This window comes from Pseudarthrobacter sp. P1, assembly GCF_050156935.1.
GTDB lineage: Bacteria > Actinomycetota > Actinomycetes > Actinomycetales > Micrococcaceae > Specibacter.
Window position 1 is genome coordinate 3,396,168 of the sequence record NZ_CP189584.1, and the last position, 13,983, is coordinate 3,410,150.

Annotated in this window: 13 protein-coding genes; 6 read left to right on the forward strand and 7 right to left on the reverse strand. The window is 68.4% G+C overall.

The features are described from left to right. Window positions 1-55 precede the first annotated feature (55 nt). Together ACQCSX_RS16075 and ACQCSX_RS16080 are read right to left on the reverse strand one after the other, a co-directional pair. The gene (locus ACQCSX_RS16075; RefSeq protein WP_427016268.1) at window positions 56-292 is read right to left on the reverse strand and encodes a hypothetical protein; all 237 of its coding nucleotides are present in this window, start codon (window positions 290-292) and stop codon (window positions 56-58) included. Then, window positions 255-3,764 carry a S8 family serine peptidase gene (locus ACQCSX_RS16080; protein WP_427016269.1) on the reverse strand — a complete coding sequence of 1,170 codons (3,510 nt, stop codon included), beginning with the start codon at window positions 3,762-3,764 and terminating at the stop codon, window positions 255-257. The genes ACQCSX_RS16075 and ACQCSX_RS16080 overlap by 38 nt, the downstream gene beginning before the upstream one ends. 368 nt (window positions 3,765-4,132) lie before the next feature. On the opposite strand from ACQCSX_RS16080, the gene ACQCSX_RS16085 reads away from it, so the two are divergent. Both ACQCSX_RS16085 and ACQCSX_RS16090 read left to right on the forward strand, forming a co-directional pair. Then, a complete protein-coding gene (locus ACQCSX_RS16085; RefSeq protein ID WP_427016270.1) occupies window positions 4,133-4,858 on the forward strand; it encodes a queuosine precursor transporter in 726 nt (241 codons plus the stop codon). Between the two features lie 138 nt (window positions 4,859-4,996). Further along, window positions 4,997-5,431, forward strand: coding sequence for a DoxX family protein (locus tag ACQCSX_RS16090; RefSeq protein WP_427016271.1), 435 nt, complete (start codon window positions 4,997-4,999; stop codon window positions 5,429-5,431). A gap of 116 nt (window positions 5,432-5,547) precedes the next feature. On the opposite strand, the gene tgt is transcribed toward ACQCSX_RS16090, so the two are convergent. Continuing rightward, entirely contained in the window at window positions 5,548-6,843 is a 1,296-nt protein-coding gene (gene tgt / locus ACQCSX_RS16095; protein WP_427016272.1) for a tRNA guanosine(34) transglycosylase Tgt, read from the reverse strand. 191 nt (window positions 6,844-7,034) lie between these two features. Between tgt and ACQCSX_RS16100 the strand changes: the two genes are divergently transcribed. After that, complete coding sequence (locus ACQCSX_RS16100; protein ID WP_427016273.1) at window positions 7,035-7,283, forward strand: DUF3311 domain-containing protein; 249 nt, start codon at window positions 7,035-7,037, stop codon at window positions 7,281-7,283. Next, window positions 7,280-8,974 (forward strand): monocarboxylate uptake permease MctP, encoded by a 1,695-nt coding sequence (mctP, locus tag ACQCSX_RS16105; protein WP_427016274.1) that lies wholly within the window; start codon window positions 7,280-7,282, stop codon window positions 8,972-8,974. The genes ACQCSX_RS16100 and mctP overlap by 4 nt, the downstream gene beginning before the upstream one ends. Window positions 8,975-9,007: 33 nt before the next feature. On the opposite strand, the gene ACQCSX_RS16110 is transcribed toward mctP, so the two are convergent. Genes ACQCSX_RS16110 through ACQCSX_RS16120 form a run of 3 tightly spaced genes read right to left on the reverse strand, consistent with a single transcriptional unit; the run spans window position 9,008 to window position 11,216 of the window. After that, window positions 9,008-9,724: an SRPBCC domain-containing protein gene (locus ACQCSX_RS16110; RefSeq protein ID WP_427016275.1), complete on the reverse strand. Its 717-nt coding sequence runs from the start codon at window positions 9,722-9,724 to the stop codon at window positions 9,008-9,010. A 33-nt stretch (window positions 9,725-9,757) separates the two neighbouring features. Next, window positions 9,758-10,672, reverse strand: a complete 915-nt coding sequence (locus ACQCSX_RS16115) for a DUF6707 family protein (protein ID WP_427016276.1) — start codon at window positions 10,670-10,672, stop codon at window positions 9,758-9,760. 4 nt (window positions 10,673-10,676) lie between these two features. Further along, entirely contained in the window at window positions 10,677-11,216 is a 540-nt protein-coding gene (locus ACQCSX_RS16120) for an NUDIX hydrolase family protein (protein WP_427016277.1), read from the reverse strand. Between the two features lie 171 nt (window positions 11,217-11,387). On the opposite strand from ACQCSX_RS16120, the gene ACQCSX_RS16125 reads away from it, so the two are divergent. Further along, a complete protein-coding gene (locus tag ACQCSX_RS16125; RefSeq protein ID WP_427016278.1) occupies window positions 11,388-11,984 on the forward strand; it encodes a YdeI/OmpD-associated family protein in 597 nt (198 codons plus the stop codon). A gap of 78 nt (window positions 11,985-12,062) precedes the next feature. Then, complete coding sequence (locus ACQCSX_RS16130) at window positions 12,063-12,788, forward strand: phosphatase PAP2 family protein (protein WP_427016279.1); 726 nt, start codon at window positions 12,063-12,065, stop codon at window positions 12,786-12,788. Between the two features lie 43 nt (window positions 12,789-12,831). Here ACQCSX_RS16130 and ACQCSX_RS16135 read toward each other — a convergent pair whose 3' ends face one another. Next, on the reverse strand, window positions 12,832-13,935 hold the full coding sequence (locus ACQCSX_RS16135; protein ID WP_427019075.1) for an ABC transporter ATP-binding protein: 1,104 nt from the start codon (window positions 13,933-13,935) through the stop codon (window positions 12,832-12,834). Window positions 13,936-13,983 lie beyond the last annotated feature (48 nt).

Here is a 13,983-nt window from a genome sequence, read left to right on the forward strand (position 1 = left end):
CCGGGAATTTCCCGGGGCGGCCTTTCGCCGTGGGTGCTGCAGTGCTTGGCCGTGCCTAGTGGCGGGCTGCCCTGCGGCGGCCGGCCACGATGACCAGTGCCGCGGCAACCAGCAGCACCAGCGCGGAGCCAAAGATGAGCAACGGCATCATTCCGACGCCACCGGTGGCGTCCAGCTTGGCGTTGGCATCCGCGCCACCAGTTGCGGCATCGGCCGGTGGCGCGGTGGCGGTGTCCTTGGCCAGTGAACCGTGGCTAGCCGTTGCCGTTGCCGTTCCCGTTTCCTTGGCCATCTCCTTTGGCAGGCCCGCCACCGTTTCCGTTCCCTGGGCCATCTCCTTTGGCAGGCCCGCCACCGTTTCCGTTCCCTGGGCCATCTCCTTTGCCAGGCCCGCCACCGTTCCCGTTCCCGTTTCCGTTGCCGTTGCCGCCGTCAACGGTAGCGGAGACCACCTGCGCCTTCGCGCCGGTGGCGTTGTGCAGGTGCAGGAACAGGGCCCTGGCATCCGTGGCACCGGCTGCGCGGTTGACCTGCAGGGCCGTGCCGGGGGCATCCACAAACAGTCCCGACGCACCGTTGCCGTTGAACCACAGCGCGGGCGCCACGACGTCGAACGGGATGGCGGCCGTCTCTTCCACGACCGGGATGTTGACGTTGGCGGCGTTGAAGTTGTACTGGCTGTAGCTGACCACCTTGTAGCTGATGGGTGCCGGCTTGGTCAGGTCCAGGCCCAGCGCGCCGGCCCAGACCGGCAGGGACAGGACGTTGGTGTCGAAGGTGTTGGTGTCGGTGTTGCCGAAGACGCCGTTGGCGAACTCCATGTCAACCGGCTTTCCCGTGGCCATGGAGTACGTGGTGACAACGATGGCGTCAAGGTTCGTCTGCATCCCCGTCTGCACCACGAAATCGGGGTTGCCGTCGCCGGTGGTGTCGATTTCCACACCGAACGCCGTGGCCGACAACAGTGCCGCCCAATTGCCGTAGGTGGCGATGCCGAAGTTCAGCATGCCGCCCGCCGCCACGTCGCCGCCCGCCTGGGCGATGGCCGGGACGGTGGTCGAGGCGCCCACGTACTGCAGGTCCATGGACTTGTTGGTTAGCGGTGCCTTGTCGGTTGCCGGCAGTTCGGCGCTCGTGGCGCCGAGCACAAACGGGGCCACAATCGAGGTGTAGTTCGCCGCTCCGGTGCCCTGGTTGACGCCGCGGCCGGTGAGCTTCGCCGTCGTCGTGGTGGCTGTGCTGGAGAAGGAGATGCTGCCGGCGCTCATGTCGGAGACCGGCTTGGGCGCGGTGTAGACGGGCACCCTCAGCGTCGGCTTGCCGGCGGAGGCGAACTGCACGCGGCCCGAGGCGTCGGCCAGGAACTGCCGCGGCAGGCCCAGCATGGTGGCGCTCATGGTCGGATCCAGCGTCTTGGCCAATGCCTTGGGATCGGCGATGGACATGGTCACCGTGACCTTGGCGGTGCCGTTCGCCGGCACCACCACCGACGACGGCGACACCGTGTAGGCGACGCCCGGCATGGTTGTTGCGGGCAGGTAGCTGGCCGCATAGGTGGCAGCCGGCCCGCGGTTCTTCAACGTGATCTTCTTGTCGATGCTGACCGGCTTGCTGCCGACCTCCACCACGCCGAAGTTGACGCTCACCAGGTCGGAATCGTCCGCGGCATAGGCCAGCACCTGGGCGTTCATCGCGTCAGCGGCGTTCACCCGGCCGGAACCCACGCGGTTGGGGCCGTAGGGGACACCGTTGGCCAGCACGTCCACGTTGGCGGTGTTCATGATGGTGGCCTTGATCGCGATGGGCGATTTCTTTCCCCCCGCATCGACGGCCGCGGAGTAGAGCAGCGCCGCGATGCCGGCCACGTGCGGGGTGGCCATCGACGTGCCGCTCTTGACGGCCACACCGCTGCCCGAACCGACGCCCGCCGAAGCAATCGATGTTCCCGGTGCGGCGACGTCGGGCTTGACGATCCCGTTGGAGCCGTGGACGCCGCGGGAGGAACTGGAGTTCAGCGTGTCAAGGGCGCCGGTGGCAGCACTGGCGGTGCCCTTCCAGGTGGGGTCCAGCTTGATCTGCAAGGTTCCTGCCTTGGCGGCAGCCGTCAGGGCATCCGTGGCGGCCTTGTTGAACTGCACGCCGGGAATGGTGGCGTTGCCGGCGATCCCGGCCTCAAATACGGTGCGCTGGGACGTGAAGACGACGCCCACCGCTCCGGCCGCCTGGGCGTTGTTGAAACGGACTGCCGAGCCGCAGACGCGGGTGGCGTCGTTGTCGTCCCAACTGAACATGGCCCACTTGCCGGCGACGGCGGCCGCCTGCTCGGGGGTCAGGGCGCTGCAGCCGCTCTGGTCCACGCCGGGGACAAACTGGACAGTGCCCGTCAGCCGGGCGGGGGTGACGGTGGGTGCGGAGTAATTGAACGAGTCCGAGTACTGTCCGGCCACGGAGCCCACCTTGTCGGCAGGGGCCAGGACATCGATCCGGTCCACGGCGGCCTTGGAACCGACGCTGTTGGCCACCGTCAGGGAGGTCTTGGCATTGCCCGGCGAGCCGCCGACGTCGTAGGTGTCACCGGCGTTGCCGGAGGCCACCACGGACAGCACGCCCTGCTTGGTCAGGTTGTCCACAATGGCGTTCTCGGGGTCGTCGGTGGGGGAGCCGTCGGAGCCGAGGGACATGTTCACGATGTTGGCGCGGTCGTCAAAAACGCCGTCGCCGTTGGGGTCCAGCACCTTGTCCAGGGCGTTGCCCACCACATCGGAGGAGCCGGCGCAGCCGAAGACGCGCAGCGCCACCAGCTTTGCCTTCGGGGCCGAACCTGGGCCGATCCGCATCGCGTTCACCGCGGCTTCGTCCAGGGTTCCATAGTCGCCGGTGAAGGTGGTGCCGTTGGCGTTGACGCCGTACCCTGCCGCGGTGCCCGCGACGTGCGTGCCGTGCCCGGCGGCCGTGCAGTCCAGCGGGTTCGCGTCCGGTGCCGGGACCGGCTGGTAGCCGGGGCCGGCCGCGGGGTCGGCATTGTAGGAATCGCCCACGAGGTCGTAGCCGCCCACAAACTTGGTGGCATCGTAGGTGCCCGGAACCAGCGTGCCGGAGGCCTTGGCCGTGGCATACGCCGCAGCCGTGCCGGGGCCGCCAAAGTCGGTGTGCGTGTAATCGATGCCGGTGTCGATCACGGCAATCGTGGCCTTGGCACCCGTGGCATGGTTTTGCGTCCAGGCGCTGAGCACCTTGGTGTCGATGTCCGTGCTGCCGTTTTCATAATGCTTGGGCACAATGGGGGTGATCTTGACGATGTCGGCCCGCTTGGCCAGCTCTCGGATGCTCGCGGCATCGGCGGTGATGCCCGCGCCCGGAATCGTGTTGGTGGTGGTGTACAGCTTGGTGCCGGCGGCCGCGGAGGTGACGGAATCCGCCGTCGACTCGATGCCGGCCCGGATCGCCTTGACCGAGGCCGAGGCATCCACCGTGGTGGCGGTGGGATCGTCCTTGACGGATTGCGGCTGGGTGGCGTCAAAGGCACCCTCGCCCTGGAACTGGACAAAGACCGAGATGGCGCCGGTGGCGTTGGCCAGGTTTCCGCCAAACTTTTGCGCCGGAGCCAGACTCAACGGCACAGTTGTCCTGCTGAATCCCTGGGCCAGCGGCAGGGCGTCGGACGAGTCATCGGCGACGGCGGTTCCTGCTGCGGTGGCGGCCAGGGCCAACCCTGTCAACGTCGCCAGGATGCGTGTTCTGGCGCGATGGTGCTGCTTGCTCATCGATCTCCTCGTGCAGGATCGCCCGGCCAGATGCCCTGTGCGCGGGGCCGCCAGAACCAGGCAATGCGGTGATGTCCGGCCTCCGGGCTGAGTCCCGGTGGCCGAAGGGGGCCACCACGGCGTGGAAGTGATGCCCGTCTCTACCATTGTGGCTGATGACTAGCTTGTCAAAGGTGTTGCGCAGATTTGTTTTGCCCGTCGCGCAGCGCCCCTTATGCACCGCCTCCGGCGCCGGCCCGTGCCCCGCTGTGGGCTTCATGGGAGAATTGGCGTTGGCCCGGGTGCAGACGGGTCCAGTGCTAATACAGCTCCCGCCGGCACACCGGTGCGGATGCGAACCACTAGAAGAAGATTTGAGACTCGCTCCCATGCCTGAACTGCAAAACAACACCTCCGCCCAACCGGCCGCACCGAGCGCCGGCGGCCGGGCGGCCGCCAAGTTTGCCGCCGTCGGCAGCCCGCATTTCGCCATCCTGCTGGCGTTCATGGCCGTCATCGTCATCCTGTCCAACATCGGTGCCGCCAAGGGCGTCCAATTCGGCCCCATCATCACCGACGGCGGATTCTTCCTGTTCCCGTTTGCCTACATCCTGGGCGATGTCATCTCGGAGGTGTTCGGCTTCAAGGTGGCCCGCAAGGCCATTCTGACGACGTTTGCCTTGTCCATCTTTGCCTCGTTGACCTACTGGGTGATCATCGCGTTGCCCGGATTCACCGACGAGTACGGTGCAGCCAAGCAGTCCGCGCTGGAGGGCGCCCTGGGCCCGGTCCCGCAGATCGTGCTGGCCAGCCTGCTGGCATTCCTGGCCGGGCAGCTGATCAACTCCCAGATCATGGTTCGCCTGAAGGCACGCCAGGGCGAGCGCCGGCTGTGGATGCGGCTGATGGGCTCCTCCGGGGTCGGCGAGTTCGTGGACACGCTGATCTTCTGCACCATTGCCGCCCCGGTCATTGGCATCACCGACTTTGGCATGTTCGCCAACTACGTGGTGGTGGGCTTCCTCTACAAGACGGCCGTGCAGTATATCCTGGTGCCCGTGACCACGTTGGTGATCGGTTGGATCAAGCGCCGCGAACCCAGCTACGGCGTCTGACCGCTCCCGGGCCCTCTGTGGCACCCATGGTTGACACTTCAAGTTAATCTCTGGGACACTTTAGTTGAAGCGTCAACGTACTGATGCCCGCCGCCTGTTCCTGTCGGCCCGCCATCTGCCCCAAACGGTGAGAATCCCATGAATAATCCCGCACTGACCACGACCGCCCGCACCGTCCTCCGCGTTGTCGTTGGCTTCCTCTTTGCCGCCCATGGCTGGCAGAAATACAGCCAGTTCACCATCGCCGGCACCCGGGGCGCCTTTGCCCAGATGGGTGTCCCCGCCGCGGACCTGGTGGCCCCCATCGTGGCCACGCTGGAACTCGCCGGCGGCATCGCCCTGGTCCTGGGCCTGCTGACCCGCCCGATTGCGGCCCTGCTGGTCCTGGACATGATCGGCGCCCTTGTCCTGGTCCACGCCTCCGCAGGCGTCTTCGTCGAGGCCGGTGGCTTTGAGATGGTGCTCCTGCTGGCTGCGGCGGCGCTGGCCGTGGCGCTGGTTGGCCCGGGCCGCCTCTCTGCCGACAACGCCCTGTTCGGCCGCAGCAGCTCCAAGCTGAGCGTGCTGGCCTAAGTACAGGTCCGCCCGGAGCCGGCTCGATCGAGAGCTCCGGCGGACAAGGGGCGCATGCCTTCCCGTCCGGGAGGCGTGCGCCCTTTTTCTTCTGCCCGCGGCGGGCCGGGCCGGGGCTACGTGGCGGGGTAGTAGCGGCGCAGGGTTTCGGCCTTGAACTCGAAGAAGGTGCCGTCCTCGATGGCCAGACGGGCATCGTCGACCATCTTCACCACGAAGCGCTCGTTGTGGATGGACACCAGTGTGGCGGCCACCATCTCCTTGGCGCGGAAGAGGTGGTGGATGTAGGCGCGGGAGTAGTTGGCGCAGGCGTAGCAGTCGCAGGTATCCACCATCGGGGCGAAATCGCGCTTGAAGCGGGCATTGGAGAGGTTCAGCCGGCCGTCGGGGGTGTAAAATGCCGAGGAACGGGCCACCCGGGTGGGGGAGACGCAGTCGAAAGTGTCGGCCCCGTTCTCGATGGCGGTGAAGATGTCGTCCGGCTCGGAAATGCCCAGCAGGTGGCGCGGCTTGTCTTCCGGCAGCTCCTCGGCGCACCAGCGCACGATGGTGCCCAGATTCTCCTTCTCCAGCGCCCCGCCCAGGCCGAAGCCGTCGAAGTCCATGGCGCCCAGGTCGCGGCAGGCCTTGCGGCGCAGGTCTTCGTACTGGGCGCCCTGGATGACGCCGAAGAGGGCCTGGTACGGCTTGGCGGCGCGTTCCCCGGTGAGGCGGAAGTGCTCGGTGATGCAGCGTTCGGCCCAGAGCCGGGTGCGCTCCAGCGACATCTCCTGGTATGCCCGGGAGTTCATCAGCGTGGTGAGCTCGTCGAAGGCGAACATGATGTCCGCGCCGATCTGGTGCTGGACCTGCATCGACACCTCGGGGGTGAAGCGGTGCTTGTCCCCGTTCAGGTGGGACTTGAACCAGACGCCGTCGTCGTCGATGTGCGCCAGACGCTCCTTGCCCACGGCCACACGATCATCGCTGCCAGCCTCCTCGGAACCCTCGATGGCGGCCATGCTGATCACCTTCTTGAAGCCCGAGCCCAGGCTCATCACCTGGAAGCCGCCGCTGTCGGTGAAGGTGGGGCCGGACCAGTTCATGAATTTGCCGAGCCCGCCGGCCGCGTCCAGCACGTCGGCGCCGGGCTGCAGGTACAGGTGGTAGGCGTTGGACAGCAGTGCCTGGGCGCCCAGTTCGGCCATGGCTTCGGGCAGCACGGACTTGACAGTGGCCTTGGTGCCGACGGCGATGAAGGCGGGGGTGGAGATGGTGCCGTGCGGTGTGGTGATCACGCCGGTGCGGCCCAGGAATGCGCCCCCGTTGGCTTCCTCCGCCGCCTGGGTGGGGTTGCAGCTTTCGCCCAGACGCGTCTTGACGGAGAAGGAAAATTCGGACTGCTTGGCGGAGCTGGATTCGGCGGCGGGCATTGGTCCATCTTGCCAGCCGGCGCCCCAAGGAAAAAATGTACCCCCGGAGGCCTCCTTTCCCGACCGTCCGGTCATTAGGCTAAATACGGAGCATTTTGACGGGTCATCGAGATCAGGAGCTGCAGATGTCCGGCACCGATAGTCAAAGCGAAAGTCCAACCAGAGGTCCGGCACGCAGCGGACCCTATGCCGTGAGCGGCATACTGCTGGCCATTGGCATCATTGTCCCGCTCATTGTGCCCCTCTACGCCCATGCCGATCCGCATCTGGGCGGGATGCCGTTCTTCTACTGGTACCAGATGCTCTGGGTGCCCATTGATGCGGCCCTCATCGGCATCTGCTACCTGCTGATGACCAGGGAGGACCGGCGCCGGCGCGAGGTGCTGAAGACCGGAACCGGCGCGCAGCCAGGGACCGGCGACGGCGGTGGGGCCAAGTGAGCGCCGCACCGGCCGCCGTGGTCCTGGCCGAGGGTGCAACCCGGGCCGTCAACGCCGTGGCGCTGACCGTCGTCGTCGTGCTCTTTGTCCTGGTGGGGGTTTTGGGCTTCTACGCGGCACGCTGGCGCGGCGGTTCCAAGGAGGGCCTGCACACGCTGGACGAGTGGGGCCTGGGCGGGCGCAAATTCGGGGCCTGGATCACCTGGTTCCTGCTCGGCGGCGACCTCTACACGGCATACACCTTTGTGGCCGTGCCGGCAGCCATGTGGGCCACCGGTGCGGTCAGCGGCTTCTTTGCCGTGCCCTACACCGTGGTGCTCTACCCGATCGTGTTCCTGCTGATGAGCCGGCTCTGGTCCGTCTCGCACCGGCACGGCTTTGTCACCACCGCCGATTTTGTCGGCGGGCGCTACGGCAGCAGGCCGTTGTCGCTGGCGATCGCTGTGACGGGCATCGTGGCCACCATGCCGTACATTGCCCTGCAGCTGGTGGGCATCAAGGCCGTGCTGACGGTGCTGGGGGTGGGCAGCGCGGAGAACTGGTTCCTCAATGACCTGCCGCTGATCATCGCATTTGTGGTGCTGGCCGCCTACACCTACACCTCCGGCCTGCGGGCCCCGGCCATGATCGCCGTGGTCAAGGACGTGCTGATCTACCTGGCGGTCATTGTCGCCATCATCTACCTGCCCGCCAAGCTGGGCGGCTGGGAGCAGATCTTCGGTGCGGCGCAGGCCAAGCTGGGCACGCCCAACCCCGCCACGGGCGCGGCGACGGGCGTCTTCATTCCCGGCGCGGCCGGCTACTCCGCCTATTGGACGCTGGCGCTGGGATCGGCCATGGCATTGTTCATGTACCCGCATTCCATCACCGGCGTGCTGGCCACCAAGAGCCGCAACACCATCCGGAAGAACGCCGCGGTGCTGCCGCTGTACTCCCTGGTGCTGGGCTTCCTGGCGCTGCTGGGCTACGTGGCGATTGCCGCGGGCACCAAACCCACCGAGCTGGATGGCAAAACGGTGAATCCGCAGCTGGTGGTGCCCCAGCTGTTCCTGGACCACTTTCCGTCCTGGTTCGCCGGGGTGGCGCTGGCCGCCATTGCCGTGGGTGCGCTGGTTCCGGCCGCGATCATGTCCATTGCGGCGGCCAACCTGTTCACCCGCAACATCTACCGGGACCTGTTCCGCCCCGACGCCACTCCCCGCCAGGAGGCCAAGGTGTCCAAGCTGATGTCCCTGCTGGTCAAGTTCGGTGCGCTGGTCTTTGTCATTGCCATGGACCAGTCCGCCGCCATCAACATGCAGTTGCTGGGCGGCATCTGGATCCTGCAGACCTTTCCGGCCATTGTCGCGGGCCTCTACACGCGCTGGTTCCACCGCTGGGCCCTGTTTGCCGGCTGGGCGGCAGGCATCATCTACGGCACGGTGGCCGCGTACAACGTGGTCAACCCGGTGACGCATGCGCACTTTGGCGGCTCCATTGCCGCCATTCCGGGCACCACCGTCACGGTCTACATTGCCGTCGTCGCGTTTGCGGTGAACGCGATCGTGTCGGTGCTGCTGACCCTGGTGTTCCGGGCCATGAAGCTCCCCGACGGCAAGGACATCACCCATGCCCAGGACTACGGCGCCGACGAAAACGACCCCAAGGTGGCCAGGATTGCCACGCAGCGCCCGGATACGCCGGTGGCCTGACGGCCGGCCGGTGGCCGGTTTCCGGACGCCGGCTTAGCTGAGCGGGTAGCGCGTCTCCATGAAGGAATCCCAGTGCGAGCCGACGGAGTCCAGCGCGGCGGCACCCAGCCCGTAGGTGGAGGCGATCAGCAGCGCCCCTTGGTGTTCGCGGATGCCCTCCAGCGGGGCCTGTTCGGCGAGGATCAGCAGCCCGTCGCCGTGCTCGGCGTAGTCCTTCACGGTGAGCCCGAGCTGGGTGTCGGTGCGGTACCAGACCTTGCCGCTGATCCGCTGCCCGGTGGTGAGCGTTGCCTCGTAGTCCTCGCCCGGCTCCGGCAGCCAGCCGATGTCGATGCCCAGGGCCTCCCAGATGGTGGTGGCCGCGGTGGTCTGGCCGTCGGCATAGACCGTGCGCCGCGGAGTGTGCGGATGGTGCTCGGCCATGAACCGGAGCTGCTGGATGAACATCTGCCAGCCCTCGGAGATGTCGGCGTCGTACTTCTCCCACTCGCCGGTGGCACGCCCGCGCGACATGGTCAGCACGGTGCCGTCCGCCACGGGTTCAAGCGCAAAGACATCGCCCATGCCCAGCTCAAGGCGCAGGTGGTTGGCGCCCTCGGTGACGTCGCCGTAGTAGATCTCCCGGATCTCCTCCGCCAGCCCGTCCATCTCCCAGCCGTGCCATTGGGCGATCAGCGCGGGCTCGCGCAATAGCCGCCACACCTGTTCGGCGTCGGCGTTGACGTGGACCGATATCTGGATGCTGGCCATGACTTGAATGTACCCCGGCCGCCGGGGGCGCGGCTAGGGACGGACGACGGCGGCTGCCGGGCCGGGCGTCTCCCGGTGGGCCCAGCCGGCCCGCAGCGCCTCCAGCTCGGCCGCGATGCGCCGCTCAAGCTCAGCGTCAGGCATGGTCTGGGAGCCGCCGTGGGCCAGCAGGTGCAGCAGCACGTTCAGCCGCAGCTCCCGCCATTCCAGCTCGGCGGACTTGTCCCCGGAGTCCACGGCACGAAGGATTTCCTTGTCGTACAAATTGGGGGCGTTGAGCGTGCGCTGGCGGACCTCGGCGCTGGTTTTGGCCCGGAACGCATCCAGCTCCAACCGCTCCGGGGCGCGCACCGCGTAGGAGAGCTGCTCGGCCAGCAGCGGCTCCTCGGTGCGGACCATGTAGTGCAGCAGCGACAGGGCGTGCTCGATGGAGGCCCACCGGCCAGGGGTTCCGTCGTAGGGCAGATCCGTCAAGAGGCTGGCGATGGCGCGGGCATTGGCGGGATCGTCCAGCCGGACGAAGAGCACCTGCGCCAGGTCCCGGGCATCGGCGAGGTTGGCCCCGGACCGCGGGTTCAGGCCTTTGGCCAGCCGGGCGGCCAGCCGCTGCACCGTATCGTGCGCACCGTGGGCGGAGGCCGCGGCAGCCAGCACCGCGTCCAGCACGGCCGGATCGGTGGCCGGCGGGGCCTTGGGGGCGACGGCGGGCCGCGGCTTCACCGCGACGCCGTCCGGGGACAGGGTGTCGGATGCCGCCGCACCGGCAAGCACTGCGGCATGCGTGCCGGCCGCTATCCGCACGCTGCCGCCGTCGTACTCCACGACGGCCAGCGCGGGCTGGCCATAGTCATCGCGCTCCCAGTGCACGGCCGTGACCAGCACCTCTTCACCGGCCGGGGTGGTGATGCCGGCGCCGGGGACCAGGCTTTCCAACGGATCAGCGTCCATGGGGCTAACCGTTGTATCCGGCGAAGGCGAGGGCCTGGCGCAGCAGCTCGCCGCGGCCGCCGACAAATTCCTGTTGGACACCCGGGCCGAGGACCTCCGCCGGCGTCATCCAGGTCAGCTCCAGGGCATCCTGGCGGGGGGTGCACTCGCCGGTCACCGGGATGACATAGGCCAGGGCGACGGCGTGCTGGCGTTCGTCCGTGAAGCCGGTCTGCGAGGGGGAGGGGAAGTACTCGGCCACGGTGAACGGCACGGGGCTGATGGGCAGCTGCGGCAGGGCGAGGGGCCCCAGATCCTTCTCCAGATGGCGCAGCAGCGCGGCCCGGACCGTCTCGCGGTAGAGCACGCGGCCCGAGACCAGCGAGCGGACCATGGTGCCGTCGTCGTCGGCCTGGAGCAGCAATCCCACCTCGCTGACATAGCCCAGCGGGTCCAGCCGGACGGGCACCGCCTCGACGTAGAGCATGGGCAGCCGGCTGCGCGCCTCGTAGAGGTCGTCGTCGGAGAGCCAGCCTGGCATGGGGTCGGGGGTGCGAACGCTCATACTCCAGTTGTACCGGAAGTTGCGGCCCCACGCTCGCCGGGCCACGCCAACGGTACCGCCTACCGCCCTCACCAGCGCCGCTCCGCCGGGGTCCCTCGAGCGCTAGCGCCCAGCGCTCTGCCCAGCGTCGCTCCGCTCCGCCGGGGCCCCTCGAGCGCTAGGCTTGGGCGCATGGCGGACCAACTTCCCGAACTGCTGCTCCCCGATGCGCCGGCGTGGCGCGCCTGGCTTGGCCGGCACCATGCGGACAGCCCGGGCGTGCGGCTGGTGCTGCACAAGAAGGGTGGAACCGTCACGAAGCTGGACTATGCCGCGGCGCTGGACGAGGCGCTGTGCTTCGGCTGGATCGACGGGGTGGCGGGCAGCCGGGACGAGGGCAGCCACCTGAGGCGGTTCACCCCGCGCACGCAGCGGAGCAAATGGTCAAAGAACAATGTTGAACATGTCGCCAGGTTGCAGAGCGCCGGGCTGATGTGCCCGGCCGGGCAGGCCGCCGTGGACGCGGCGAAGGCCGACGGGCGCTGGGAGGCGGCGTACGCGGGCCAGGGAACCGCCGAGGTGCCGGAGGATCTGGCCGCGGCGATTGCCGCAAACGCACGGGCCACGGCGATGTTCGAGGTGTTGACGGCCACCAACCGCTACGCGCTGATCTACCGGGTGGGCACGGTGCGCACCGCCGCGGCCCGGGCGAAGAAGATCGCCGGCTTCGTGGACATGCTCTCCCGCGGTGAGACGCCCTACCCGCAGAAGCGCCGCCCCAAGGACTGACACAGGCCACAGTCGGCATTCAGCTTACGGTCAGGGACCGGTCAGGAATCGTCCAGCAGTGCAGTGGACGATGGATGGATGACTTCCGAACGCCTCACAGCCCCGCCCGCCCGCACACGACGGCGTCCCCCGCGGGGTCTGTCCGCGGGCCTGCCGCTGGCACTGGGAAGCGTGTTGTTTGCCGCGGTGGCCGTGATGGTCGGCTCCGGCTCCGGGCTGGCGCTGCTGGACCCTGGTCTGCACCAATGGCTGGTGGATGCCCGGACCCCGGCAGCCACGACCGTGCTGGAGGCCATCACCACCGTCTCCTCGCCCACCTGGCTGACGGTCATTGGCATCGGCTTCGCCGCCATCTGGGCGTTGGTGCGGAGGGAAGTGTGGCGGCCGGGCCTGCTGATGGCAGCCATGGCGTCCACGGTGGCGGTGTCCTGGACCATCAAGCACCTGCTGGCCCGCAGCCGCCCGCCCACGCCGCAGATGCTCATGGGGCCCGACGATGCCTATTCATTCCCCTCGGGGCATACATTCGGTGCCACTGTGTTCCTGCTGGTGCTCGCCTACCTCATGCTGTCCCGGCGGTCCACCGCGTGGCGCCGGAGGGCTCTGGCGGCCGCCGCCGTCGTGCTCATCCCACTGGTGGCCCTCAGCCGGGTCTACCTGGGCTACCACTGGCCCACCGACGTGCTGGCTTCGGTGTTCCTGGGCACGGCGATGCTGGGTGTGGTGGTGCTGGTGGATGCGCGCCGGCCGCGGTGGACCCGGGTCTCGTTCCCCAGCCGCTCCCACAGCTCGCAAGCTCGCTGAGGGTCCCGCGCGGCCGGGGGCCCAGCTTGACCACCGGGGTTTCTCAGGCGTAGGGGAACGCGACGCCCTCGCCCACCACGCGCAGGCTCAGCTCGGTGCCCATCCGGGCCAGGCCGGCGTTCCAGTGCCGGATGGTGATGACTTCCCCGCCCTTGGGCTGGTGCGGGTCCACCGGCCGGGTGGGGTCTACGGCCAGCGGATGCAGCTTGATGCGCACAGTGGTCTCCGGGCCGAAGTAGTCCGTCTCCACCACCGTGCCGCGGATGGGGCCGTCGGGGGCGATGCGGATCTGTTCGGGGCGGAGCATCAGCTGCACCAGGCCCTGGGCGGGCGGGCGGCGGACGGCGATCCCGCCCAGTGAGCAGAGGGCCAGCGAGCCCTCCAGCCACGCCTCGAGGATCACGGCGTCGCCCAGGAATTCCGCCGTCTCGCGGTCCGCGGGGCGGGTGTAGACCACAAACGGGTTGCCGATCTGGGCCAGCCGGCCATCGCGCATGACGGCCACCTGGTCCGCGAAGGACAGGGCCTCGGCCTGGTCGTGCGTGACCAGGATGGTGGTGACGCGGGCCCGGGCCAGCGTGGCGGCCACGGTGCGCCGGGTCGCGGCGCGCAGCCCGGCGTCCAGGGCGCTGAAGGGCTCGTCCAGCAGCATCAGTTCCGGTTCCCGGGCCAGGGCGCGGGCCAGAGCCACCCGCTGCTGCTGACCGCCGGAGAGCTCGTGCGGGTGCCGGCTGGCATAGGCCGGATCCATCGAGACCATCTCCAGCAGCTCCGCCACCCTGTCCCGGGCGGCCTTGCCGCGCTTGGCCAGCCCGAAGGCGACGTTGGCGCCGACGCTTAGGTGCGGGAACAGCGCGCCGTCCTGGGCCACGTAGCCCACTTGGCGCTTGTGCGCCGGAACCCAGGCCCCGCCGCCGGCCACCGGGGTGCCGTTCAGTGCGATGGTGCCGCCGTCGGGCGCCTCGAAGCCGGCGATCAGGCGCAGCAGCGTGGTCTTGCCGGAGCCGGACGGGCCCACGATGGCGGTGGTGCTGCCCTTGGAGACGGAGATGTCCACGCCCTTGAGCACCGCGGTGCCCTCGAAGGACTTGGTGGCGCCGGAGACCTGCAGGTGCGTGTCGGTGCTGGCGGCAATGGCGGCGGAGATGCGCTGGCCGTCGGCGTATTCCGGCCGCGGGGCGGGGAGCTGCGAATG